Here is a 24,992-nt window from a genome sequence, read left to right on the forward strand (position 1 = left end):
TGGCGGCGACAGGAAACACGACTGCGCAAGACGCGCAGGATATTGCGTGCATAATGCTCGCGCCGCTGGAACGAGAATCGTTTAGGCCGCAAGGTCATCGGTTTTGGTCCGCGTTCAGCGATCTGCGCGGGGTCTACATTCAGATCATATTGGCCGCGATGGTGACAAGCGTGCTTGGGCTGGTGACGTCGCGATTCACCATGGTCGTTCAAGACCCCAATCTGCCAAACGAATTGGTTGATAGCTTGCTGGCTCTAGTCGTCGGGGTTGGCCTTGCACTGTTGTTCGATTTCCTGATCAAGAAATTGCGGACACGGTTCATCGATGCAGCGGGAAAACAGGCGGACCTGAAGATCACCGAGCGGCTGTTCAATCAGTTGATGGCGCTTATAATGAAAGCCCGGGGCGGGCAGAATGGACGCATGGCCTCGATCCTTCAGGACTTTGAAGTCGTGAGGGATTTCTTTACGTCTGCCTCGCTGGTTGCTTTGGTCGATCTGCCCTTCCCTTTCGTATTCGTGGCGTGATCTAGGCGATTGGCAGGCCGCGACAGGCGATTGCGATCGCGTCGCGCGCGAGACTTGAGGCTCAGATATCCGGACAAGAATTTGATCTTCCCGACCGTACAGGTGTGGAGGCGGCGTTTCTGGAGGAATAGATTGGCGTGATCCAACCTCTGGTCGAGCGCGGCATCGAAAGTTCGCTGGCGATGATTGACTTGCGCCGGCAGCTTAGCCGCCAAATTGGACAGCTTAGAGAGGCCGGTAGCCGAATACTGATGACTTTGTTGGAACGATGAGCGGAGAACTCTGTCTGATTTCAGCCTGGCCAAAACCAACTCCCAACCAGGCTGTTGATTGAGTCAAAGGCACTCAGACAGTGTTTTGGCCAGATTGCGGATGAGTTGCGGGTACAGATTTACTCCGGGTTCCAGATCAGATCCCAGCGGGTCCATGATGCCGGTTTTAGCTTCGGTGCCGTCGAGAACGGTTGCGACAATTCCGGGGTTGAACTGGGGTTCAGCCATGACACAATCCACACCTTCGTCGCGGATACGCCCCTGAATTTCGGCGATCCTTGCCGGGCTTGGATCGGTCGCATCGCTGAGGGAAATTGCACCCGAGGCCGGGAAGCCAAAGGCATCTTCGAAATATTGATAGGCATCGTGGAACACGATGAAGCTGCCACCTTTGACCGGCGCCAGCGTTTCGGCCACTTCCGCTGACAAAGCAGCCATTTCTTCACGCGCAGCTGCCGCATTTGCAAAATAAGCACCTGCGTTGTCTGGGTCAGCCGAAGAAAGCTGCGCCGCGATCGTTTTCAGCCAGATTTCTGCGTTGACCGGAGAGAGCCAGGCGTGCGGATCATGTTCGCCATGCGCATGGCCCTCATGGTCGTCATGTCCGGCGTGGTCCTCATGATCATCGTGGTCATGCTCATCCGCATGCTCTTCGTCATGATTATGATCATCATGCTCTTTGTCCTCGGCATGATCCTCGTGATCGTGGTCATCGTCTTTTGCATGATCGTCGTGGTCGTCGTGATCATGACCATCATCCTCAGCATGGTCGTGATCGTCATGATCGTCATCCCCATGATCTTCGTCGTCGCTATGGTCATGCGCTTCGAACAAAGCACTTTCACGGAAATCGAGCAGAACCGTTCCGTCCGACTCAAGCAACACCGTAACAGTCGCCCCGTCGCTGAGCGTCTCGACAGCGCCTTCCATCCACGGGGTCAGGTCCTCGCCAATCCAGAATACCAGATCTGCCTCTTGCAGTGCGGCTGCTTCTGACGGACGAAGGTTGTATTCGTGTGGCGAGGCACCGGGCTGCACTATCAATTCAGGCGTTCCTACCCCCTCCATCACCCGGGCCACGAGTGAGTGAACGGGTGCGATGTCAACCGCAACCTTGGGTGCATCCGCCATGGCGGTTCCGCCCATCAATGCAGCGGTAATCGATAGTGGGAGCAGCTTTCTGGACATCAGACCCTCTGTGTGATTTTATAACGTTACGAGCGGCATATATGATATGGTATAACATGACAAGTGAGATGCACCCCATTTCGGTTGGTGAAGATGCGCCGGTAGGATTTCAGGAGCATGATCACAAGAATTGCGTCGAAACGGCGTTGGCCACAGCGGATGCTCGGTGCAGGGAAGAAGGGTTGCGGCTAACCCCTGTGCGGCGAAAAGTTCTTGAAATGCTGTTGCAAGACCACAAGTCGCTCGGGGCATACGCTATTCTGGACCGTTTGCGCGAAGCCGGTTTTGGTTCGCAGCCGCCGGTGGCTTATCGCGCGCTGGATTTTCTGGTCCAGTACGGGTTCGTCCATAAGATTGAACGTTTGAACGCCTTTGTGGCCTGCTCTCATCCCGGAGAGGTCCATTCCCCGGCCTTCATGATCTGCAGAAAATGCGACGCTGTCGCCGAAGCTCAGTCGGCACCGTCCAATGGCGTCCTCGGCGCAGCCGCGCGCGCGGCGGGTTTCGAAATCGAGCGAACCGTTGTAGAAGCCGAGGGACTCTGCCCAGACTGCACCGAGAAGGCGTAGACATGACCCTGATCACCGTTGAAAATCTCAGCGTGCGTTATGGCGCGAATACCGTTCTGCGCCATGTCGGCATGACGATTGAGGCTGGTGAAATCGTGACGATCGTTGGTCCAAACGGATCGGGAAAGACTAGCCTGTTGCGGGCCGTTATAGGCGCGACCAAGCCTGCGGAAGGTAAGGTTACGCTGAAGCCTGGGCTAAAAATCGGGTATGTCCCCCAAAAACTGCACATTGATCCGACCCTGCCGATATCAGTCGAAAGATTCATGCGTCTGACGGATCGTGTCTCTAGGCTTCAATGTACAGAAGCGCTTGAAACTGCTGGGGTGCCGGATCTGCTAAAGCGCCAAATGTCGCAATTGTCAGGCGGACAGTTTCAGCGCGTTTTGCTGGCGCGGGCGTTGATCAATCGGCCCGACGTTCTGCTTTTGGACGAAGCCACTCAGGGTCTCGACCAACCGGGTTCTGCGGCGTTTTATCGTCAGATCGAAGAGGTCCGGCGTGAAACCGGATGCGCCATACTGATGATCAGCCATGAATTGCACGTGGTCATGAGCGCGTCGGACAGGGTGATCTGTCTCAATGGTCATGTGTGCTGCCAAGGGTCCCCCGCAGTCGTAGCTTCGGCCCCGGAATATCGGGCCCTGTTCGGAACGGGTACCGGAGGCGCACTGGCCCTCTATCGCCATGATCACGACCATGATCACGATCACGATCACGGTCACTGTGAAACCTCTCAGGAAGCCGCAGAATAATGCTGGATGATTTCATGACGCGCGCGACGCTTGCAGGTGTTGGCGTTGCTTTTGCTGCGGCACCACTGGGGTGTTTTGTTGTCTGGCGCCGAATGGCCTATTTCGGGGATGCCACCGCCCATGCGGCAATCCTGGGTGTCGCTTTGTCGCTGACGTTTCAGTTGTCCGTCTTTACTGGGGCGCTAGCTGTTGCACTTGCGATGGCACTTACCGTGACACTGTTGTCCGGACGTGGTTACGCGATGGATACACTGCTGGGCGTTCTAGCACACTCTGCACTTGCCTTCGGTCTAGTCGCCGTATCTTTCCTGTCCGGTGTTCGCATCGACCTGATGGCCTATCTCTTCGGTGATATTCTGGCCGTGTCACGCACCGATCTGGTTGTGATCTGGGGGGGCGCAGCGCTTGTCGTGGCCCTGATCGTATGGCGCTGGTCGCAGCTATTGACAGCGACCATGAATGAAGAGCTGGCCTATGCCAGCGGCTTTGACCCCAAGCGAGAGCAGTTGATCCTGACGCTGTCTCTGGCAGTTACAGTGGCCGTGGCGATAAAGGTCGTAGGTGTTCTACTGATTGCTGCAATGCTGATCATCCCGGCGGCGGCTGCGCGCAGTTTGGCCAGATCTCCGGAAGCGATGGCATTGATTGCGGCGGCGATTGGCGCATTCTCCGCAATCGCCGGGCTACGGGCTGCTTACATGTTTGATACGCCTGCAGGGCCATCCATTGTTTGTGTTGCTGCAGTAGTGTTTGCATGTTTCAGCCTGATCGGATGGCAAACGCGGCGCGGAACCTAGGGCATCTGCGAAGATCAATGCGGTCGCGTCGACACGGTCACGAATTCAATTTCGTCTGACAGGATGTCCCGCACCCCATGTGGGAGCTTGGCGTCGAAGCTGAGCGTGTCACCTTCTGACATCTCGAACTCTTCGGTCCCACAGCCATAGATGGCACTGCCTTCAATCATGTAGATGAAGACGTAGCCTTCGTGCTGATAGTTAGGCAACTTGCGTTGGTCTTGTTTTGAGATGCGGATGCGTGCGGATTGGAATGACCCGCTAGGCCCGCTGTGTTTGCCGAGCAGTAGATAGTCATGGGCATGGTCTGGTGTGATACGCCGCGACGGCAACCCGGTTCCCGCCTGAACGTGATGCACATCCGAGGTCGTGTCGGTATGGCTGAACATCGCCATCAGAGAGACAGATAGTGCATCTGCCAACGCGTGCAAGGTACTAAGGGACGGCGAAACATGACCATTTTCGATTCGGCTGATCATGGGCGCGGAAACCTTTGACTGCGCAGCAAGTTCGGTCACCGTGAGCTGACGTTCCTGTCGCAAACGCTGCAGGGTGCGCCCGATCTCAAGTTCTGGTTCTGTTTTCTTGTCCTGCATCGGGCCGCTTTGACATTCCTTCTTCCAGTTAAAGTAGCTGTGGCCTGAATTGCAGGATAGTAAAAGTGTGTTCTGACAAAAAACAAGCTTAGCTGAGCGATTGGCGCAAAACTGCGCCAATGCGATGAAGGCAGCGGTGTTTTGAACTTATTTTCCTTTCCAGACCGGATCACGCTTTTCAGCGAAGGCCTTTGCGCCTTCAAGCTGATCCTCGCTGGAATAGAGGATATCGACGGTGCGCAGCTGGCGCTTGGTGATGCGGTTCATGGCGTCCTGAAATTTGCTGTCTTCAGCTTCGCGCACGACCTCTTTGATCGCAGCATAAACCAGCGGAGGACCCGAGGCGAGCAGACGCGCCAATTCCCAGGCACGATCCATCAGTTGATCGGCGGGCAGGACTTCATTGACCAAGCCCCAGCGCTGACCTTCTTCGGCATCGAACCAGCGTCCAGTCAGCAATAGCTCCATCGCGATGTGGTAGGGAATGCGTTTGGGTAGCTTGACGCTCGCCGCATCTGCAACGGTTCCGGATCGAATCTCAGGCAGGGCAAAAGTTGCGTGTTCAGCGGCCAGGATCATATCGGCTGAAATCGCAAGCTCGAGCCCGCCACCACAGGCAATACCATTGATGGCCGCGATGACCGGTTTGTTCAGATCGCGTAACTCCTGCAAACCACCAAAGCCACCGACACCATAATCCCCATCCACGGCGTCGCCTTCGGCTGCGGCTTTCAGGTCCCAGCCAGGGCAAAAGAACTTCTCGCCTGCTCCGGTCAAGATAGCGACGCGCAGCTCGGGATCATCGCGAAATTCGGCAAATACCTGCCCCATGATCCGGCTGGTTGCCAGATCGATGGCATTGGCTTTTGGCCGATCCAGCGTCACTTCGAGAATTGCGGCGTCACGGCGGGTCTTGATCGGGTCCATTTCTCAGGCCTTTCTGATAAGCGCATCCACCGCCACCGCCCGGGTGGGCGTGCAGAGAAGCGGGTTGATTTCGACCTCGCCGAGCGTTTCGGCATTTTGCATTACATAGTCTTGAACGGCCTGAATGGCGGCAACGATTTCATCCATATCAGCCGCTGGTTGGCCGCGATAGCCTGTCAGCAATGACGCGATCTTTAGTTCGCCGAGAGCAGCGCGAATACTGTCGGATGTTGCCGGGACCAGAAGAGAGGTGGTATCGCGCAATACTTCGGTCAAGACACCACCGGCCCCTATTGTCAGCACAAAGCCATGGGCAGGGTCCCGCACCACACCGACGAGGATTTCAGCCACCGCACCCGTGATCATCTCTTCGATCAGAATCTCATCAGTTCCAATGTCCGCTGCCACACCTGTCACATCGGCAGCCTGAACCCTCAATCGTACAGCGGAATGTTCGGACTTGTGGGCAAGGCCGACACCTTTGACGGCAAAGGGCGCTTCCATCTCGCGCGTCGCGCTTAGGGCTTCTTCGGCGCCTCGGACAGACCTGTTCTGAGGAATGCGCAAGCCATGCGCGGCCAGAGCCTGCTTCGCCTCGGCTTCGGTCAGCGTCTGCGTGGCATCTAATGTGCCCGGCAGGCAGATTGGCGTGTCCGAAGGCGCGGCGACTTGAGCCGCCGCGCGTGTAGCGGCAAGCGCTTCACGAAGGCCCATGAAGGGAACTACACCGCCTTCTACCAGGGATTGCGCAGTGTTTTTAGGGAACAATTCGGGCAGTGTAGAAACCACTGCGAAGCGCGCGCCCGTTTCTGCCCGCACCTTTAGTGCCGTGCGCGTCGCGGCAGCCCAATCCGTTGGATCGGTGGTCGGGTAGTCGACGATCGAGAAGGTCAGATCCAGATCGTCGCCTGTCATCCCGGCCCAAGCTTTCGCCATCGCATCTTCATCGCGCCAGATATAGGTGTGGTAATCGAGTGGATTGCTTAGTGCGACCATCGGACCAAGCGCATCGCGCAATCGGGTTTGCTTGTCTCTGGACAGTTCTGGAAATCTGAGGTCAGTGCCGATCGCCATATCTGCGATCAGGCTGGCCTCGCCGCCCGAGCAGCTGATCGAAGCAATGTTGCCCCCCGGCAAAGGCCCATAACAATGCAACAATTTCAGGGTTTCCAGAAACTCGGGCAGCGAGGACAGGCGCGGGATGCCCAGCCGGTTTAGCAAAGCCTGCGCACCCGCATCGCTCCCAGCCAGTGAGGCGGTATGAGAAACTGTTGCTGCCTGCGCCTGTTCGGATGCGCCCACCTTAAGTGCGATCAGAGGCACGCCTTTCCGATGTGCCTTGGCAGCAAGGGCCTCCCATTCGCGGATATCCTTGAAACCCTCGATATGTAAACCGACGGCAGTGACCCGTGGATCATCGATCAGCGACATGGCGATCTCAGCCTGACTGGTCTGCGCCATGTTCCCGCAAGTCACCATATAGGCAATCGGCAGAGCTCGTTTCTGCATAGTCAGGTTGATCGAGATGTTGGAGCTCTGGGTCAGAATGGCAACGCCTCGATCTACCCGAGCGGCTCCATGCTGATCGGGCCACAATAGCGCACCATCAAGCGCATTGATAAAGCCATAGCAGTTTGGCCCAAGAATGGGCATGCTGCCTGCTGCATTGATCAACTCTGATTGCAGATCTCCTCCTGCCTGGTCCTCGGCTGCAGCTTCCGAGAAGCCAGAGGCAAAGCAAACTGCTCCGCCGCTGCCCATGTCTGACAGAACCTGAACTGCCTCAACGGTGGCGTGACGATTGATGCCAACAAAGGCCGCGTCCGGGGACGATGGCAGGTCCTCAATCCGTGCGTAGGCCTTGTGCCCGGCAATTTCATCCGCCTTGGGATGGACAGGCCAGATTTTCCCTGCGTAGCCCATGCGTTCCGACTGCAGGATAACCTGCTGGCACCACGCGCCGCCGCCGATCACCGCGATGGATTCGGGGCGTAGAAGACGGGAGATATCTTTGCTCATTCGGTCCTCAGGCACCCAGAGGCCGCAGCAGATCACGACTGATGATATGCCGCTGGATTTCACTCGTACCATCCCAGATACGTTCTACGCGCGCATCCCGCCAGAACCGTTCGATCGGGAAGTCGTCCATCAGACCCATGCCACCATAGATTTGTAGCGTCGTATCCGTGACCTTAGCCAGCATTTCCGAAGCGTAAAGCTTGGCCGAGGCGATCTCGCGATTTGAGGGCAAGTCCTGATCCAGACGCCATGCGGCCGCGAGCGTCAGCCAGTCAGCAGCGTCGATCTCGGTGATCATGTCGGCGATCTGAAAGCCGACACCCTGAAACTTGCCGATCGGCTGGCCGAATTGCTTGCGCTCAGCCGCGTAGTTCAGTGCGTAATCAAAACAGCGCCGCGCGCGCCCGACCGAAAAAGCAGCAACCGTCAGGCGCGTTGCATAGAGCCACTCGTTCATCACGGCGAAACCGCCATCGACCTCGCCCAGAACCTGTGCGTCGGGCAGGCGGCAATTGTCAAAATACAGGATATAGTTCTTGTAGCCTTTGTGGCTGACTGAGTTGTACCCCTCGCGCACTTCAAAACCCGGCGTGCCACGATCTACGAGGAATGTAGTGATCCGTTTTTTGGGGCCTTTCGGAGTTTCATCCACACCTGTTGCGATGAACACGATGAAGAAATCCGCGTGCTCCGCGCCCGAGATGAAGTGTTTCGAACCGTTGACGACCCAGTCACCGCCATCGCGAACGGCCTGACATTTCATGCCCCGAACATCTGACCCCGCGTCAGGTTCGGTCATAGCCAGAGCATCCATCTTTTCGCCACGCACGGCAGGCAACAAATAGCGTTCACGCTGGTCGGCGTTGCAGGCCATCAGGATATTCTGCGGGCGACCGAAGAAATGGGTCAATGCCATCGAACCTCGGCCGAGCTCGCGTTCGACAAGAGTGAAATCAAGATGCGAGAGACCTGCGCCACCAACTTCTTCGGGGAAGTTACAGGCATAAAACCCCAGTTCGATGCATTTCCGCTTGATTTCGTCGCCCAGCTCTTGCGGCACCTGTCCGGTGCGTTCGACCTCAGCTTCGTGGGGGTAAATCTCGTTCTCAACAAAGCTCCGCACTGTTGAGACGATCATTTCCTGTTCTTCGGTTAAGCCAAATTGCATGACGCGTTCCCCTGATGTCTGATTGGCAATGAAACGTAATTGCCTGACACGATGACATGCAGTAATCGTACGATATCATGCCGAGTTAGAAAAATTTGACACAGATCTATAACTTTTTGCTGTTCAACGGGTTCTCGAACCTTTGCCTCGCCAACATGGTTGAGCCATTGCGCGCGGCAAATACATTGGCGGGTCAGCATCTCTATGCCTGGCAGTTCTATTCACCCCATGGTGCGCCTGTCCAAAGTTCCAGCGGGTTGCAGGTCGCGCCGCATGGAGCGATGGGCATTGAGGCGGGTGATGCTTTGGTTGTCATGCCGTCTTATGGGTATCTGGAACACTCGGTTCCCGATACTCATCGCGCTTTGCGCAGGGCCGCAACCCGTCATCGCAATTTGGCTGGTCTGGACACAGGGAGTTGGTTGCTCGCGCGTGCGGGACTGTTGGAAGGGCATCGCGCGACCATTCACTGGGATGAACTTTCCCGGTTCGAAGAAACTTTTACCGATGTCGAGGTCGTGCAGGAACGTTTTGTGATCGACCGGGACCGGATCACCTGCTCAGGCGCGATGGCTGCTTATGATCTGGCGACTGCGCTGATTCTTGCGGATCACGGGCCGCTGTTGTCGATGGAGGTGGCGCATCTTCTGATGAACCGTGGTGAACCAAGTGCTGCTTCACCACAGATGAAATCCGAAGACAGGCTGGTGAATCGGGTGCTGGGCGTCATGCAGGGCACGTTGGATGCGCCAGTAATGATAAAGGATATCGCTCGTCAGCTCGGGTGCTCTCAAAAGAAGATTGAGACCCGGGTTTTGTCCGAGCTGGGTGTAACACCGCAGGCGCTCTATCGTCGCCTGCGTCTGAATTTGGCGCGTAAACTTGCGGTCGAGACCCAGCAGTCCGTGGCCGAGATCGCCAGCCGCTGCGGGTATGAGAACCCAAGCGCAATGACGCGGGCGTTCCGGATGCAATTCGGGCAGACACCAACAGCCTATCGAAACGGGGAGTAACTTTGGGATTAGCCTCGCACGCGTGAGAGGTCCGGGTCATACGGGGACGGCGCAATCACCTCGGCCGCGATCATTTCTCCGCACAGGTCAAGTTGCATTCGGCTGCCGGGTTCGGAAAATTCCGGATTCACAAAGCCGTAAGCAAGGTTTAGCCCTGTTCTGTGGCCCCAGTCACCTGACGTGATTGTGCCAATAACCATGTCGTCCAACATCAGGGAGGCTCCACCATGCGCCGGTGCTTTGGTTGCATCGATTTTCAGGCTTACCAGTTTCTTCTTCGGACCGCTCTCAAGGCGTCTCTGCAACGCATTTCGGCCAATGAAATCGCCTTTGGTCAGTTTCACGAACCGATTCAAACCGGTCTCAAACGGGTCGAACTCTGTGAGCAGATCGGCTTTCCAGTGCAAGAACCCTTTCTCCATCCGCATGGACTCGACGGCGCGAGCACCAAATAATTTCAAGTCATGCGTCTCGCCAGCTTTTCTGAGCGCCAGATAGGTCGCGTATAGTGAGGCGTTCGGGACATGTATCTCGTAGGCCAGTTCCCCTGAGAAGCTGATATTCAATACAGTTGCTGGCGCGAACCCGACAAAGCACTCGCGAACTGACAGCCAGGGAAAAGCTTCTCGCGACCAGTCTCCTCGAGCACAAGCGGACAGCACGTCGCGCGATTTGGGTCCGGCCAGCACTAATATTGTCTGATCATTGGTGAGTGAGCGGATTTGCACATCTTCGCCATCATGCAGATGCGCCTTTAGCCAGTCCATATCATGGTATTCGCTGGCGGCGGCGGACCCGTACCAGACCCGTGCCGGGCCGCGATCACTCGCGGGAAGGTTGGCGATGGTGGCCTCGGCTTTGACCATCCCGTGGTGGTTCAGCAGATAACCAAGGCCGACCCGCCCGTCGCGTTTTGTCACCGCGCCGCACATCATCCGATCCAGAAACCGATGCCGATCGGTTCCAGTGATTTCCAGCCGGTTGAAGCCGTTCACTTCGGCCAGTCCGACATTTTCTTGAAGGTTTCTGATTTCCGCTGCCACGACGTCAAAGGTCTCATCAAAACTGAAACTCAGCGTTGGGTGAAAATCTGGTGCAGGCTTGATGTAGTCGACCCGCTCCCAACCGTTGACCACTGTAAATTCAGCCCCTTCTGCTGTGAGGATCGGGGTCAGCGGTGTGGTTTTGGCGGGGCGACCGGCAGGCCGGTGTTCGTGCGGGAAATGAAAGCGGAATTCATTCTGGTAATCTTCGATGGCTTTCAGCGCGGTCAGCTCCACATTTGTGTGGCCGGTAAACCGACGCGGATCAAGGCACCAGGTGTCATAGCAGGCCTCGCCGTGAACGATCTGTTGGGCCAGCAGCCAGCCGTGGCCTCCTCCTTCACCTAGACCTGCGCGTAGGCCGATGATGCAGAAAGCATTGCGCTTTCCTGGGATTGGCCCGACCAAAGGTGCGCCGTCAATTGTGTAGGTGATCGGACCATTCACCACTGTATGAATGCCGACATCCATCAGTGCAGGCATGCGTGCGAAGGCACCTTCCAGCACATCCGTCACGCGGTCCAGATCGTCAGGGCACAGCGCGTTCACAAAATTCGGATCGATCCCGTCCATGCCCCAGGTTTTGCAATCCTGCTCGTAGAAGCCGACCAGCAAGCCGTTCTTCTCCTGCCGACAATAATAGTCGCTGATCGGACAGCGCAGCAGGGGCATCCGATGGCCTGCGTCGCGGATCGTTGCGATTTCTTCTGTCAGAAAATACTGATGCTCCATCGAAGCGACAGGGTGGTGCACGCCCATCATCGCGCCCACTTCGTTGACCCGATAACCACAAGCGTTAACTACGATATCGCAATCAATATCGCCGTGTTCCGTGCGAACCGTCCAGGTATCGTCCTTGTGCTGTGTCAGTCCTGTGACCGGAGTATTGCGATAAACCTCGGCCCCGGCTTTGCGAGCACGGCGCGCCAGAGCTTGGCACAGTTGAGCCGGATCGATGTCGCCATCTAGCGGATCCCATAGCCCACCGAGAAGGTTGTCGGTGGAAATCAACGGGTGCCGGCGGGCGCATTCCTCTGCATCTATGACCTCGAAATGCACATCCATTCCGCGCGCCATAGACGCAAAATGATGGTACCCCTGCATCTGCTCAGGCGTATTTGCAAGCCGGATGCCGCCGTCACCGTGGTGGTAGTTGATAGGATAGTCCGGATCCTCGGCCAGTTCCTTGTACAGGTTGATCGAGTGGGTCTTCAGACCAACCATGGTCTGGTTCATGCCAAAATTGGTCACCTGCGCGGCCGAATGCCAAGTTGTGCCGCTGGTCAACTCATCGCGCTCGACCAGCACCACATCGGACCAACCTTCACGGGTCAAGTGATACAGAGTCGAGCAGCCGGCGATACCGCCGCCAATGACGACCACTTTAGTGCGCGATTTCATCAAGGACCCTCCGGTAGGTAGTCTTTTGGGGATTAGCCTGTTCTGTCAGTTGGTTCACAAGCGGTTGGATATTGTTACGTAAAAAATCGAAAATAAAAGCTCATTAACTCGTAGTAATTCGAATGCGGTTGAAATTGGCTTTAGGCGTTTAGTTGAATTGATCCACCTGATGCGGTTGGAGGATCACAAATGGCTGCGCCGCAGGCGAAAAGGTCCGGTCGAAAAGGACGTATCGCACAGCGGGCTGAAAAGCCTGCGCTCGACCCCTGTCCGCCAGGTCAACCGGGAGGCGCTTACAAACCCTTGACTGGGGTTGAGCTTGAGCGGATTTACAACACAGCTCTGGATCTTCTTGAGAAGCTGGGGATCGGCGAGGTGCCGGATCGCTTGCGTTCTGATTTGTTGGCGGTTGGGGCGCAAGATAGCGGGGAGGGGAGGATACTTTTTTCGCCTCAACTTGTGGAACAGGCGATTGATCAGGCCGCCAAGACCTTCGTTCTGCACGGGCGTGATCCAGCCCGATCCATCGAAGTTGGCGGTAATCGCGTCTATTTCGGAACCGGAGGGGCGGCGGTTCAGACGCTTGATCTGCGCAGTGGTCGCTATCGGCCTTCAACCTTGCAGGACTTGCATGATTTCACGCGTCTTCAAGATGTCTTGCCAAATGTCAGCTGGTTCACCCGCTGTTGCGTTGCAACCGATCTGGAGGAAACCTTCGATCTGGATGTGAACACCGTCTATGCGCTGTTGAAGAATACCTCCAAGCCCACCGCGACGTCTTTTACATTGGCGCAGCACGTTGCGCCAATTGTTGAGATATTGGATATCGCAGCCGGGGGACCCGGTGAATTCGCAAAACGCCCGTTCATGAAAGCACATATAAGCCCGGTGATCTCGCCGATGCGCTACGGCGAAGACGCGGTGGATGTGGTCTACGCCTGCATCGAACACAATATTCCGATTTCTTGCATCACCGCTGCTCAGGCCGGCGCGACTGCACCAGCGACCTTGGCTGGTTTTCTGGCGCAGTCATTGGCAGAAACTCTTGCGAGTCTAGTAATGGTCCACGCGATCCAGCCCGGGTTTCCTATGGTCTTTTCGAATTGGCCACTGGTGATTGACCTTCGGACCGGCGCGTTCTCAGGTGGCAGCGGAGAGACGGCTGTCCTGAATGCAGCATCAGCACAATTATCAAATTGGCTTGGGCTGCCTTCAGGTGTGGCCTGTTCGATGTCTGATGCCAAGGCGATCGACGCTCAATACGGGATGGAAAAGGGACTGACCTCAATGGCGGCAGCGCTGGCAGGTGGTAATCTGATCTATGAAAGCTCGGGCATGACGGCCTCGTTGCTGGGTGCAAGTTTTGAGGCGTTCGTGCTGGATGATGAGATGCACTCGTACACCTACCGCGCTTTGAGGGGCATAGAGGTGACACACGAGAATCTGGGCTTTGACGCGATCTGCGAAGCAGTTCTGGGCGAGGGCCATTTTCTGGTTGGTCAGCATACTTTTGCGGCCATGGAACGGGATTACTTTTATCCCTCACTCGCAGACAGGGACGAGCCGCGAACCTGGGCAGAAAACGGAGCGCAAGATGCCTGGAGCCGCGCGCGACATCGGGCGCAAGAAATTTTGCAGACCCATACGCCAAGATACCTGTCAGACGAACAGGATCGGCAAATCCGAGATCGCTTCAACATTCTTTGAAGGCTGATCCAGTGCTATTCGATAAGTTTGAAACTATCCGTCAGCCACGGGATATCATCGCGCAGTGGGGAAATGATGCGGTCATTGATCAGTGATCGGGTTTTGGCATCCACAAGCTCAATCACTGATCTTGAACAATCCGGCGTCGCGACCAGCGCCAGTGTGCGTGCAAAGCTCTTGCCCGGAAACGGGTGCATGCACAGCTTTGATTGGAACCGCTTTGCCCGAGAATACAGCAGCGGCGTCGTGATGGTCCAACCCGCACCGGAGGACACCATCGACATCAGCGTCTGATTGTTGCTGCATTCAAACCTGTGAGAGGACGAAATCCCCATCCGGCGTAATTGGGACTCGATCTGGCGCGCGATGATCAGATTGCTGGAATATCTTAGAAACGGCAATTTGGTTCGACCCTCAACAATGTCTTGCAAAGAATTGTCACTCACCGCAGGCAAAACGATCACAAATGGATCGCGCAGAAGGGGGCGATCCTGCAGATCGCGCATTCGTTCGCTAGGAGTAGTGGAAATCCCCAGATCCAACTGCCTGTCGCGCAGCATGTCGATAATCGCGTGGCTGGAATCCGTGTGGTACATGAAATCACAGGCGGGCATATTCGCGTAAAGATAGACCGCCAGCTCTGGAATGATGTCGCTGTCGAAGTCTTCGATCGTGCCGAAACGCAGATAGCTGGCCTCGGTGATGCTTCCTGCAGACGCTTCGGCCTTGGCCTTTCGGATCAGGTGTAGCGCATCGTCGATATTGCGCAGGAAGACCCGGCCCTTTGGGGTCAGAACCATGGGTCTACGGGTGTGGTTGAACAGCTCAACGCCCAGATGGTCTTCGAGATTGCGCAGGTGATGGGAAACGGTGCTTATCGTCAGCCCTGTTTCCTTTGAGGCCGCCTGCAGCGACCCTTTCTGCGCGCATATCTGAAACAGTTCCAGCCATTTGAGGCTGAGATCTTTCGGAGTAGACTGACGCGGCATTCCGGTGCTTTCGTGAGATCAGGGCATTCCCGGCAAATCTACGCAGATAATGAGAGCTTTGATATCAGAATCTTGGAATTCTGGCTCAATTGCCGAGCAATCAGGTTTCAGAGCGTTCCAAAAAGCCGCGCGCGGTCTGTGCAGCATCCGCGATATGGCTTTCGACTGCTTTTCGGGCTTTGGCAGGATCACCACTGAGGATGGCATCATGGATGGCAGTCATGTGGCTCATCCCAGAACGCTCTCGATTCCGCGCTGCGAGGGTCAAGGCCCGTAGGCGGCTGATCCGGCCGTTCAGACGTTGCACGACATCCCAGGCGATGCTGTGCCCAGCCTGTAGAAAAATCAGTTCATAGAAGCGAGTTGTGGCCTGTAGCAGATTTGACCATTCGGTGTCATTCTGCGCCGCGCCCACTGCTTTCAATGCCTTGCCCAGATCGTTTGCGAAACCTGTCTCATGCGCTTGTGCACAGGCGGCGGCGGCTGAGCCTTCTAGCTGTAAGCGGATGTCATAGATTTGCCGCGCTTGGTCCCAGCTGAGGGTCGAGACGATTGGCCCGCGGTTGGGGATAATCTCAACCAAACCTTCGGCTTCCAGAAACCGGATCGTCTCGCGGATGACGGTGCGGCTGACACCAAGCTGATCGCAAAGCGGGCGTTCAACAAGCCGCTCACCGGGGGCAAAATGCCCGGCGATGATCGCTTCGCGCAGGCGCGCTTGCACGATATCCCGCAATGTTTGCGGTGCTTTTTCGATCTTTTGTAGGGTGGAGTCGGTGTTCATCATCGACGCTTTCATATCTGTGGTACGGATCCGGAACAAGTATGATTGACATATCGTATTATGGTATACCATATTCTCGACCAAAGGCTTGCCAAAGGAATCACCATGTCCGCCGAAATTCGAAAAACGCTTCTGCATGTCGAAGACACTCTGATCGAGGGTGGTAAGTTGGCGGACACTCCGCTGAAGCTAATTGCCGCAATAGCTGTCATTCGGAACCCTTGGGCTGGTCAGGGTTTTGTCGAAGATCTTGGCCCCGCGATCCGCGATTGCGCCCCCGGATTGGGGGAGTTGCTGACCAAATTGATTTTGGATGCTTCAGGTGGCGGCGACCGGGTCGAAGCCTATGGAAAATCCGCGATTGTGGGCTTGAACGGAGAGGTCGAGCATGCGTCGGCCCTGATCCACACGCTGCATTTTGGCAATCATTATCGCAAAGCAGTCGGCGCGAAATCCTACCTTTCCTTCTGCAATACGCGCGGCCCTGCCAATGCGCCGCTGCTGATCCCCTTGATGGACAAGCATGATGGGGGTCGTCGCTCTCACTACCTTACGATCCAGACTTCGGTCGCAGATGCACCTGCGGCAGATGAGATTCTGATTGCACTGGGTGCATCGATTGGAGGGCGGCCGCACCACCGGATCGGGGATCGCTATCAGGACATCGAGGAACTTGGTCATGACGTTGACAACCCTGCGGCTGTCTAACTCGGGCCGATCAGTCGCGTTCAGAGAGGCGGGCGAAGGGCAACCGGTCTTTATGATCCATGGCGTAGGCATGCAATCTGCGGCCTGGGGCCCTCAGTTTGACACGCTGAGCCAGCATTGCCGTGTAATTGCGGTTGATCTGCCGGGGCATGGAGGCAGTGACCGTCTGCTATCTGGAAGCCAATTGCCGGATTTTGTCGGCTGGATGCATGATGTTGTCGACGCATTGGATCTGGCTCCGGTCGCAATCATCGGTCATTCAATGGGGGCACTGATTGCCGCCGGCTTTGCGGCAGAGTACCCCGATATCACTAGCCGTGTTGCTATGTTGAACGGCGTCTTCTGTCGCGATGCCTCAGCCCGCGCCGCAGTCATCCAACGGGCCGCTGACATCAGCGCGGGTCGAGTTGATCTGGAAACGCCGTTGTCGCGCTGGTTTGGTGACAGTCCGGGTGATCTGGCTGCCCGTGCGCAGGTGGCGTCGTGGCTTGGGTCTGTGGATCAACGAGGCTACGCCATCGCCTATTCCGCTTTTGCGCGGGGCGATGCCACTTACGCCAGCAAGATGAATCTGATTTCGTGCCCGTTTCTGGCGCTCACCGGCGACCGAGACTCGAACTCAACCCCGGCTATGTCACAAGCTATGGCCGCAGCAGTTCAAAACGGTCGGGCCGTTGTGATCCAAGGCCACCGACATATGGTGAACTTGACAGCACCCGATGAAGTAACAGCGCATCTGGTTGAATGGCTCGGCCAGCCGGCCGAAGAAAGGATTGCGCAATGACCTCGCTTGATCCCCGCACGCTGCGAAATGCATTTGGAGCGTTCATGACGGGCGTCACCGTGGTTACGTCGCATGATACCCAAGGTAACCCGATCGGGTTTACCGCGAACTCGTTCACATCCGTCTCACTAGACCCGCCGCTTGTGCTGGTTTGTCTCGCCAACAGTTCAAAGAACTATGACGCATTGATTGCCGCAGACGGGTTTGCCGTCAATATCCTGTCAGAGACACAGATCGAGGTATCCAATACCTTTGCCCGGCCCGTCGAAGACCGGTTTGCCAGCGTCGAGTGGCGGCGTGGACCTGCGGGATCGCCGTTGATCGATGGGTCGTCGGCCTGGTTTGACTGCGCTATGCACAAAACCGTCGAAGCGGGGGATCATGTGATCCTGATCGGCGAGGTCAAAGCCTTCGACAATACTCCGGCACCCGGTCTCGGATATGTCAGGGGGGCCTATGTAACACCATCAACAGCTGCTGGTGCCTTGATGCAGGACACCGGCCTGATCGTCTCAGCCTTGATCGAACGCGCAGGTGAGGTTCTGTTGATCGATGCTGGTGACGGCGCGCTTGCACCGCCCGAGGCAGTGGTTGGGTCAGAAGGTGTTTCAGCGGCATTGGAACAATTGATTGAGGCCACCGGACTGACCGCAGAGCCTGGCTTTGTTTATTCGGTTTACGAGGATGCAGAGAAAAAGCGTCAACACATCGCGTTTCTGTGTCAGGCCGCAGATGGTGAGCCGAAGAAAGGTAATTTCGTCCCGCTGGATGTCGTATCCTTTGGCACTGTAACCGACACGGCGACCCGAACCATGCTGGAACGATTGTCCGAGGAATCCCGGCTGGGAGATTTTGGCATTTACTACGGAAACAAGAACAGCGGCGAGGTTCGCCCGATTACACGAGGAGGTCACTGACATGCGGTTTTCGCTTTTCGTTCATATGGAACGCACCTCTCCCGATCAGGACCAGCAGGAGCTGTATGAAAACTTCATAGAACTGGCCAAGATCGCTGATGCGGGTGGTATGCATGCGGTCTGGACCGGCGAACATCACGGGATGGATTTCACCATCTCGCCGAACCCGTTCCTGAATATCGTCGATCTGGCACGCCAGACCAACAATGTGCGTCTGGGAACCGGAACCGTTATCGCTCCGTTCTGGCATCCGATCCGGCTGGCCGGAGAGGCCGCAATGACGGACATGATCACGAATGGCCGTTTGGATCTGGGCATCGCGCGTGGCGCCTACAGCTATGAATACGAGCGGATGGTGCCGGGGCTGGACGCCTGGGAGGCAGGCCAGCGTATGCGCGAGCTTGTTCCGGCAGTGCGGGGTCTTTGGGAAGGCGATCATGCGCTGGACGGAGAGTTTCATTCTTTCCCGGCAACCACATCTTCACCCAAGCCTCTGCAACAAAACGGTCCACCGATCTGGGTTGCCGCGCGCGATCCCAACAGTCATGAGTTTGCGGTATCAAACGGTTGTCACGTGCAGGTCACCCCTTTGTGGCAGGGCGACGAAGAGATCACCCGGCTGATGGATACGTTCAACGCAGCCTGCGCCAAATTCCATGACGTCCCGCGCCCCGAAATCATGCTTTTGAACCACACCTACATCGCCTCGGACGAGGCGGATGCCCGTCGCGCGGCGGAAGAGATCAATCGCTTTTATTGCTATTTCGGCGCGTGGTTCAAAAACGAACGCCCTGTGTCGCAGGGACTGATCCAGGCGCTGAGCGATGACGACATCGCTAACCATCCCTTCTATTCGCCCGAGGCGATGATCCGGGACAACGTGATCGCCACGCCCGACAAAGCAATCGAACGCATCAAGGGCTATAGCGATCTTGGATATGATGAGTATTCTTTCTGGATCGACAGTGGGATGAGCTTTGAGCGCAAGAAAGCCTCGCTAGAGCGGTTCATCGCGGACGTCATGCCCGCCTTCGCCTAAGGAGAGAAAATGCGGCAGTTTCAGCACTATATCGGCGGCACGTTTTCGGATGGGACCGCGCATTTCGACAGCCTTGATCCCGCGACGGGCACCGTTTGGGCGAAAATGCCTGAGGCCAGAACACATGATGTGAACGCCGCGGTTGAGGCTGCGTGTTCAGCGCTGAATGCCCCCGAATGGGCGACCATGACAGCAACGGCGCGTGGTAAACTGTTGTACCGGCTGGCCGATCTGGTCGCCGAAAATGCTCAGACCTTAGCCGAGCTTGAAACGCGCGATACCGGCAAGATCATTCGCGAAACCTCTGCTCAGATCGCCTATGTCGCGGACTACTACCGTTACTATGCCGGATTGGCGGACAAAATCGAAGGGGCGCACCTGCCGATCGACAAGCCCGACATGGAGGTTTGGCTGCGCCGCGAACCAGTTGGTGTGGTGGCCGCCATCGTGCCGTGGAATTCGCAACTGTTCCTGTCTGCGGTCAAGATTGGCCCGGCGCTTGCCGCCGGTTGCACAATCGTTCTGAAAGCATCCGAAGATGGTCCGGCCCCGATGCTGGAATTCGCGCGTATTTTCGATCAGGCAGGCTTCCCGCCCGGAGTTCTGAACGTCATCACCGGCTTCGGGCCGGAATGCGGCGCCGTTCTGACCAGTCACCCGGATGTCGATCATGTTGCCTTTACAGGCGGCCCGGAAACCGCGCGCCATATCGTGCGCAACTCGGCTGAAAACCTCGCTTCGACTTCGTTGGAACTGGGCGGAAAATCCCCGTTCATCGTGTTCGAAGATGCCGATATCGAAAGTGCTGTGAACGCGCAGGTTTCGGGGATCTTTGCTGCTACCGGGCAAAGCTGCGTGGCGGGATCGCGATTGGTAATCTCTGACAAGATCAAAGATGAGTTTCTGGCCCGGCTCATCGAAAAAGCGGGTGAGATCGTGATCGGGGCGCCCGATGACCTAAAGACCGAGGTTGGCCCGCTGTGCACTCAGGCTCAGCTTGTGACTGCTGCAGATCTGGTTGCTGAATCCGTCTCGGCAGGGGCTACCGTGATAGCGGGTGGGCAACCTTTGGACCGTGAGGGGCACTATTTTCCACCGACAATCATTGATTGTACGGACGCGCCTGATGCGCCCTGTCTGACGCGCGAAGCCTTTGGTCCGATCCTCTCGGTCGTCAGTTTCGGGACCGAAGCGGAAGCGATACAAATAGCCAACAACACCGCGTTTGGGCTGGCGTCGGGTGTCTTTACCAAAGACTTGACCCGCGCACATCGAATGATCCGCAGAATTCGGGCTGGCATTGTCTGGGTTAACACATATCGCGCTGTCAGCCCGATTGCTCCATTCGGAGGTCATGGACTGTCGGGCCACGGGCGCGAAGGGGGCCTACAGGCGGCGCTTGATTACACGCGGGTCAAATCGGTCTGGTTGCGCACAAGCGACGATCCGATCCCCGATCCGTTCGTGATGCGGTGAATCTGACCAATCAACAGGATCCTTGGGCCAGATTTAGCACACTTTAGACAATCGCATCTCTGCCGCGCGTGCGTGGCCTTCCATGCCTTCCATCCGACTGATCCTGGCAGTGCGTTCAGCAAGCTCGTGCGAGGCTTGCGCTGTGCAGCGCTGCCAAGTCACCGTTTTGGTGAATTTATGCACTGACAGACCGCCGGTATATCGGGCCGCTCCGCTTGTTGGCAAAACATGATTTGGCCCGGACGTCTTGTCGCCGAAGGGCACTGTTGTTTCGGCACCCAGAAACAGCGATCCATAGGTGGTCAGTTGGTCCAGCCACCAATCCAGGTCCTCGGCGATCACCTGCAGATGTTCGGGCGCGTAGTTGTTGGCGACCCTGGCAGCCTCGTCGCGGCTGTCGCAAAGAATAATCTCGGCCCGGTCGCGCCATGCCGTGCGCGCTGCACTAGCGTTTGGCTCGGGAAGACTTTCGATCAGGGCATCGGCGCGTGCGATAACGCCCTGGGCCAGAGCTTTATCAGTGCTGACCAGCCAGACAGGGCTATCGACGCCGTGCTCGGCTTGGCTCACCAGATCCCAGGCGACGGTCTCGATCGATGCTGTGTGATCGGCAATGACCAAGGTATCGGTTGGACCTGCAAACATGTCGATGCCAACCTTACCAAACAGCATCCGTTTCGCCTCGGCGACATAGGAATTTCCCGGACCGACAAGAATGTCGGCAGGACGCGCACCAAAAAAGCCATGGGCCATCGCAGCAATCCCCTGAACTCCGCCCAAATTCAGGATCAGATCTGCACCGCTAAGGTCCATCGCATAAACTATTGCATCAGGGATGCCCGCACCGGGACGCGGTGGCGAGACCGCCGTGATGTGGGACACCCCAGCCACCTTTGCCGTGGTAATCGTCATCAACGCACTTGCGATATGGCTATACCGACCACCAGGAACGTAGCATCCCGCGCTCGAGATCGGGATTTGTTTCTGACCTGCAATCAGGCCGGGCATCACCTCGATCTCGCATTCGCTCACCGTAGTCATCTGCGCTTCGGCGAATCGACGGATATTGGCATGGGCAAAGCGGATGTCGTCTTTGACCTGTTCAGGCACGCGGTCACATGCGGCTTTGCGCGCTTCATCAGTCAACACGAACTCTCCCGTCCAGCCATCGAGCGTTCCGGCATAGCGCCGAACGGCCTCTTCGCCCTCGAGCTCGATATTGGAGAGCATGATTGCGACGATATCGCGGATATCCGAATTTTCTGCATCGGGGCGGGGCAGGGCGGTTTTCAGATATGAGACGGCCATGGGAAACCTCAACGCGTCAGAGAGTGGGAGTGGATAGCGCCCGCCAGAACATCGACGGTGTCGATGATCGGAACGCTTTTGGGTAAGTCGCGGGTGAGCAGAGAGAATTCGGAGCAGGCCACAAACAAAAGTGCGGCACCCCGGCCCGAAAGGGCGTTAGCAGCGTCGGAAAGTGTGCTGAGTGCAGCGCCGGTTGGCCCTTCAGATTTGATGTGGCGGATCGTGCCGAGCATCCTATCTTCATCCTCGGGCCAGATTGCGGTAAATCCAGCGCGGTTCAGGGGGGCGTCAAAAATTCCGACCTTTCGCAGCGCTGGTGAGGCAAGAATTCCGACCTGGCTGCCAGAAGGCAGGAGCCGCGACGCTTGATCCACGGACAGGTCTACCATGTTCAGAAAGGGGATCGAGACGGCGTCCTCTATCTGCGCCGCATAGTGGTGTGCGGTGTTACAAGGCATCGCAAGCGCGGTTGCCCCTGATTGCTCCAATCCTCTCGCCATATCGGCCAGAACCGGCCCGGGATCAGACCCGTTGCCCTCGATCAGGTGCGCGATGCGGGAAGGCACCTGTGGGTTCATGTCAATCAGTAGTGGCAGGTGATCGGCATCATCCGCCGCCTGTACCGTGGATAACACGCGCTGCTGCAACAGAATTGTCGCCTCGGGGCCCATTCCGCCCAATATGCCGGTGACGCGGGGTTTCATGCGAAGACCTGCTTGCTGGAACTTATCACCGTGATTTACAGATTGACCCAGCGGTCGGTGTGATCGAAAGCGAAATCATAACCGAACAGGCCAACCGAGCCTCCGGTATGCAAGAACACCACACGCTCATCCTTAAACGAGCCCTTGCGCGCCAGATCGATCAGACCGGCGGCCCCTTTGGCGGAATAGACCGGGTCGAGCAGAATGCCTTCCAGTTCGGCAAACATGCGGATCGCCTCAATGCCGCTTTCGGTCGGCAAGCCGTAGCCGTCGCCTACATAGTCGGTATTGGCCATCACTTCCTCGCGCCGCACCACGCCTGGGCAACCCAATTTCTCAGCCGTGTTGCGGGCTAGATCATAGACCATCTGCTCTTGCTTGGGCTGCGGTGCGCGGGTGCCAATGCCAAGAACCGGAATGCCCGTATTCATGGCGCAAAGCCCGGTGACCAGCCCGGCTTGCGTGCCCGAGGAGCCCGTCGCATGCACCACGCGATCGATTTTGAGACCGGCGTTATTGGCCTGGCTCACAAGCTCTAGCGCGCAGTTTACATAGCCAAGCGCTCCGATCGGGTTCGAACCTCCGCCCGGAATGACATAGACGTTGTGACCTTCTTCACGCTTCTTCGCGGCCGAACGCTCCATCTCGGCGGGCATGTCGTGGCCGCCGGGAAACTTCTCGGTGGTTGCGCCATGCAAATGATCCAGCAGAACGTTGCCGTTGTTGTTGTAGTTGGCGTTGTTATAGCTGGTGCGGTCTTCCAGTAGGATATGACATTTCAAACCCAGCCGGGCAGCGAATGCAGCGGTTTGACGCGCATGGTTCGATTGCGTTGCCCCTTGTGTCATCACCATGTCTGCGCCTTGTTCGAGCGCTTCGCCGAACAGAAACTCTAGTTTGCGGGTCTTGTTGCCACCCGTCGACATGCCGGTGCAGTCGTCTCGCTTGATCCACAGATCGATTCCCAGAGCCTCGGACATACGATCCATCCGTTCAAGCGGTGTTGGCAGATGGGCAAGAAAAACACGGGGAAAACGGGAAAGATGCATCAAGCTGTCCTGATCTGGGCCCGGCACATGGTTCAAGACCGGTAGGTCTTGCCAACACGGGCCGCTGGGTAGGTTTCTGGGTTTAGAATGCCGCCTGTATTCAAGCCGCAAGGTCAGGCCTAATCACAGCGGATGGGGCGCGTCGGTCAAGCGCACTGTACCCGGTTTCGAAAAAGCCGGAAAATAACTTCGATATTGCGCTCAGATTACCTGGTTGCTCATTCGGGGGGTGCGGGAATGGTTCGAAAGTCGTCATTCAACCACGGAAACCGCGAATTCATAGGCTCGGTCACATGACGACGGATCAGGTTTTGCAGTGTGTTGTGGATCAGTCGTGTGGTTGTCGACGGATAGATATTGGTCGTGAACAACGATACGGTACGCGCAAAGCTTTTGCCCGGGAAAGGTAATGCGCGTGTATCTTTGTGGAATCGCCGTGCGCGATAGTAGCTGGCGGCAGTCGTGATCGTCCAACCACTGCCCCCGGCGACAAGTCCGATAATTGACTGATTACATTCAAGTTCGAACCGGTTGGGTAGGTTAATCTTGCTGCGGGTTAGCTGAATTTCGATGAGTCTGCCTATGGTGTGATCACGCGAATATCGTAAAAGCGGAAGCGGACTGTCTGATTTGGTCAGTTCCTCGACCGGTCCGTCATATGCAGGCGGAAGAATGACGATAAACGGATCTCGAAGTAGCGGGAATTCGATTAACCCCTCAAAGTGCTCAGGAGGTCGGGTCGCAACGCCTGCATCCAGCTTTTGAGACTGCAGTTTGTCAAGAATCTCATGGCTGGGGCGGGTAAAGTGGCGAAAATTGCACCGCGGCAGGCTTGCAGAGAGATGACGGAAGAGTTCTGGCGCGACCCGGCTGTCAAAATCGTCAATCAGGCCCAGACGCAAATCTGTTGCATGTTGCCAACTGCCCGAGCGAAGCTCGGCCTCGCCCCGTTTCAAGGCGATCAGGCCGTCATGCACATGTCGTGAGAACACCGTGCCTGCGGGTGTCAGACCCATGGGTCTGCGGCTGTGGTCCACCAAATCCACATCCAGCGCCTTTTCAAGACTGCGCAAGTGATTGGAGACCGTACTGATTGACAAACCGGTTTCAGCTGACACCTTTTGGATTGAACCCAACTTGGAAATAAGTTGGAAGACCTCCAGCCACCTGAGACTGAGTGCTTTCTTTGTCATCGGGGGCTCCCAAACCAGCGAACTATCAGTCAAAAGCGAAACAAAGTTTCGCTTTTTAC

At 56.7% G+C, this 24,992-nt stretch carries 23 protein-coding genes; 11 read left to right on the top strand and 12 right to left on the bottom strand.

Features of this window, described 5'->3' with window-relative positions; all coding sequences use genetic code 11:
* Positions 1 to 53: 53 nt before the first annotated feature.
* Positions 54 to 527: a 6TM ABC transporter family protein gene (locus ACR0NE_RS02835; protein ID WP_170596218.1), complete on the top strand. Its 474-nt coding sequence runs from the start codon at positions 54 to 56 to the stop codon at positions 525 to 527.
* 335 nt (positions 528 to 862) lie between these two features.
* On the opposite strand, the gene ACR0NE_RS02840 is transcribed toward ACR0NE_RS02835, so the two are convergent.
* A complete protein-coding gene (locus ACR0NE_RS02840) occupies positions 863 to 1,987 on the bottom strand; it encodes a metal ABC transporter solute-binding protein, Zn/Mn family (protein ID WP_170512015.1) in 1,125 nt (374 codons plus the stop codon).
* Positions 1,988 to 2,043: 56 nt separating this feature from the next.
* On the opposite strand from ACR0NE_RS02840, the gene ACR0NE_RS02845 reads away from it, so the two are divergent.
* The 3 genes from ACR0NE_RS02845 to ACR0NE_RS02855 are packed head-to-tail and all read left to right on the top strand — an operon-like array spanning position 2,044 to position 4,108.
* Complete coding sequence (locus tag ACR0NE_RS02845; protein WP_170512013.1) at positions 2,044 to 2,556, top strand: Fur family transcriptional regulator; 513 nt, start codon at positions 2,044 to 2,046, stop codon at positions 2,554 to 2,556.
* 2 nt (positions 2,557 to 2,558) lie between these two features.
* Positions 2,559 to 3,311 carry a metal ABC transporter ATP-binding protein gene (locus ACR0NE_RS02850; protein ID WP_170394347.1) on the top strand — a complete coding sequence of 251 codons (753 nt, stop codon included), beginning with the start codon at positions 2,559 to 2,561 and terminating at the stop codon, positions 3,309 to 3,311.
* Positions 3,311 to 4,108, top strand: a complete 798-nt coding sequence (locus tag ACR0NE_RS02855; RefSeq protein WP_170596216.1) for a metal ABC transporter permease — start codon at positions 3,311 to 3,313, stop codon at positions 4,106 to 4,108. The genes ACR0NE_RS02850 and ACR0NE_RS02855 overlap by 1 nt, the downstream gene beginning before the upstream one ends.
* A gap of 14 nt (positions 4,109 to 4,122) precedes the next feature.
* On the opposite strand, the gene ACR0NE_RS02860 is transcribed toward ACR0NE_RS02855, so the two are convergent.
* From ACR0NE_RS02860 to ACR0NE_RS02875, 4 genes are all read right to left on the bottom strand, one after another.
* The gene (locus ACR0NE_RS02860; protein ID WP_170561599.1) at positions 4,123 to 4,704 is read right to left on the bottom strand and encodes an XRE family transcriptional regulator; all 582 of its coding nucleotides are present in this window, start codon (positions 4,702 to 4,704) and stop codon (positions 4,123 to 4,125) included.
* Between the two features lie 147 nt (positions 4,705 to 4,851).
* Positions 4,852 to 5,631, bottom strand: a complete 780-nt coding sequence (locus tag ACR0NE_RS02865; protein ID WP_170561597.1) for a carnitinyl-CoA dehydratase — start codon at positions 5,629 to 5,631, stop codon at positions 4,852 to 4,854.
* A 3-nt stretch (positions 5,632 to 5,634) separates the two neighbouring features.
* Complete coding sequence (locus ACR0NE_RS02870) at positions 5,635 to 7,650, bottom strand: acetate--CoA ligase family protein (protein WP_170596214.1); 2,016 nt, start codon at positions 7,648 to 7,650, stop codon at positions 5,635 to 5,637.
* A gap of 7 nt (positions 7,651 to 7,657) precedes the next feature.
* A complete protein-coding gene (locus ACR0NE_RS02875; RefSeq protein ID WP_170596211.1) occupies positions 7,658 to 8,818 on the bottom strand; it encodes an acyl-CoA dehydrogenase family protein in 1,161 nt (386 codons plus the stop codon).
* A 95-nt stretch (positions 8,819 to 8,913) separates the two neighbouring features.
* Here ACR0NE_RS02875 and ACR0NE_RS02880 point away from each other — a divergent pair, with 95 nt between their 5' ends.
* Positions 8,914 to 9,831, top strand: a complete 918-nt coding sequence (locus tag ACR0NE_RS02880) for a GlxA family transcriptional regulator (protein WP_170596209.1) — start codon at positions 8,914 to 8,916, stop codon at positions 9,829 to 9,831.
* An 8-nt stretch (positions 9,832 to 9,839) separates the two neighbouring features.
* On the opposite strand, the gene ACR0NE_RS02885 is transcribed toward ACR0NE_RS02880, so the two are convergent.
* Complete coding sequence (locus tag ACR0NE_RS02885) at positions 9,840 to 12,275, bottom strand: GcvT family protein (RefSeq protein ID WP_170596207.1); 2,436 nt, start codon at positions 12,273 to 12,275, stop codon at positions 9,840 to 9,842.
* Between the two features lie 189 nt (positions 12,276 to 12,464).
* Between ACR0NE_RS02885 and ACR0NE_RS02890 the strand changes: the two genes are divergently transcribed.
* Entirely contained in the window at positions 12,465 to 13,982 is a 1,518-nt protein-coding gene (locus ACR0NE_RS02890) for a trimethylamine methyltransferase family protein (RefSeq protein WP_170596205.1), read from the top strand.
* Between the two features lie 14 nt (positions 13,983 to 13,996).
* On the opposite strand, the gene ACR0NE_RS02895 is transcribed toward ACR0NE_RS02890, so the two are convergent.
* Positions 13,997 to 14,971 (bottom strand): LysR family transcriptional regulator, encoded by a 975-nt coding sequence (locus tag ACR0NE_RS02895; RefSeq protein WP_170596203.1) that lies wholly within the window; start codon positions 14,969 to 14,971, stop codon positions 13,997 to 13,999.
* A 100-nt stretch (positions 14,972 to 15,071) separates the two neighbouring features.
* A complete protein-coding gene (locus ACR0NE_RS02900; protein WP_170596201.1) occupies positions 15,072 to 15,758 on the bottom strand; it encodes a GntR family transcriptional regulator in 687 nt (228 codons plus the stop codon).
* A gap of 102 nt (positions 15,759 to 15,860) precedes the next feature.
* Between ACR0NE_RS02900 and ACR0NE_RS02905 the strand changes: the two genes are divergently transcribed.
* The 5 genes from ACR0NE_RS02905 to ACR0NE_RS02925 are packed head-to-tail and all read left to right on the top strand — an operon-like array spanning position 15,861 to position 20,679.
* Positions 15,861 to 16,463, top strand: a complete 603-nt coding sequence (locus tag ACR0NE_RS02905) for an amino acid synthesis family protein (protein ID WP_170596199.1) — start codon at positions 15,861 to 15,863, stop codon at positions 16,461 to 16,463.
* Entirely contained in the window at positions 16,435 to 17,247 is an 813-nt protein-coding gene (locus ACR0NE_RS02910; protein ID WP_170596197.1) for an alpha/beta fold hydrolase, read from the top strand. Before ACR0NE_RS02905 ends, ACR0NE_RS02910 begins: the two co-directional genes overlap by 29 nt.
* Positions 17,244 to 18,164, top strand: a complete 921-nt coding sequence (locus tag ACR0NE_RS02915) for a flavin reductase (RefSeq protein WP_170596195.1) — start codon at positions 17,244 to 17,246, stop codon at positions 18,162 to 18,164. Before ACR0NE_RS02910 ends, ACR0NE_RS02915 begins: the two co-directional genes overlap by 4 nt.
* Before the next feature lies 1 nt (position 18,165).
* Complete coding sequence (locus ACR0NE_RS02920; RefSeq protein ID WP_170407735.1) at positions 18,166 to 19,203, top strand: LLM class flavin-dependent oxidoreductase; 1,038 nt, start codon at positions 18,166 to 18,168, stop codon at positions 19,201 to 19,203.
* Between the two features lie 9 nt (positions 19,204 to 19,212).
* Positions 19,213 to 20,679 carry an aldehyde dehydrogenase gene (locus ACR0NE_RS02925; RefSeq protein ID WP_170596193.1) on the top strand — a complete coding sequence of 489 codons (1,467 nt, stop codon included), beginning with the start codon at positions 19,213 to 19,215 and terminating at the stop codon, positions 20,677 to 20,679.
* A 33-nt stretch (positions 20,680 to 20,712) separates the two neighbouring features.
* Here ACR0NE_RS02925 and hisD read toward each other — a convergent pair whose 3' ends face one another.
* The 4 genes from hisD to ACR0NE_RS02945 form a co-directional block, all read right to left on the bottom strand.
* The gene (gene hisD, locus ACR0NE_RS02930; protein WP_170561564.1) at positions 20,713 to 21,987 is read right to left on the bottom strand and encodes a histidinol dehydrogenase; all 1,275 of its coding nucleotides are present in this window, start codon (positions 21,985 to 21,987) and stop codon (positions 20,713 to 20,715) included.
* A gap of 8 nt (positions 21,988 to 21,995) precedes the next feature.
* Positions 21,996 to 22,691, bottom strand: a complete 696-nt coding sequence (cuyB, locus tag ACR0NE_RS02935) for a cysteate racemase (protein ID WP_170561562.1) — start codon at positions 22,689 to 22,691, stop codon at positions 21,996 to 21,998.
* Between the two features lie 35 nt (positions 22,692 to 22,726).
* Positions 22,727 to 23,740 (bottom strand): D-cysteate sulfo-lyase, encoded by a 1,014-nt coding sequence (cuyA, locus tag ACR0NE_RS02940; RefSeq protein ID WP_170561560.1) that lies wholly within the window; start codon positions 23,738 to 23,740, stop codon positions 22,727 to 22,729.
* 218 nt (positions 23,741 to 23,958) lie between these two features.
* Positions 23,959 to 24,933: a LysR family transcriptional regulator gene (locus ACR0NE_RS02945; RefSeq protein WP_170394403.1), complete on the bottom strand. Its 975-nt coding sequence runs from the start codon at positions 24,931 to 24,933 to the stop codon at positions 23,959 to 23,961.
* Between the last annotated feature and the right edge of the window lie 59 nt (positions 24,934 to 24,992).

It is taken from the genome of Ruegeria sp. C9, from assembly GCF_056537585.1.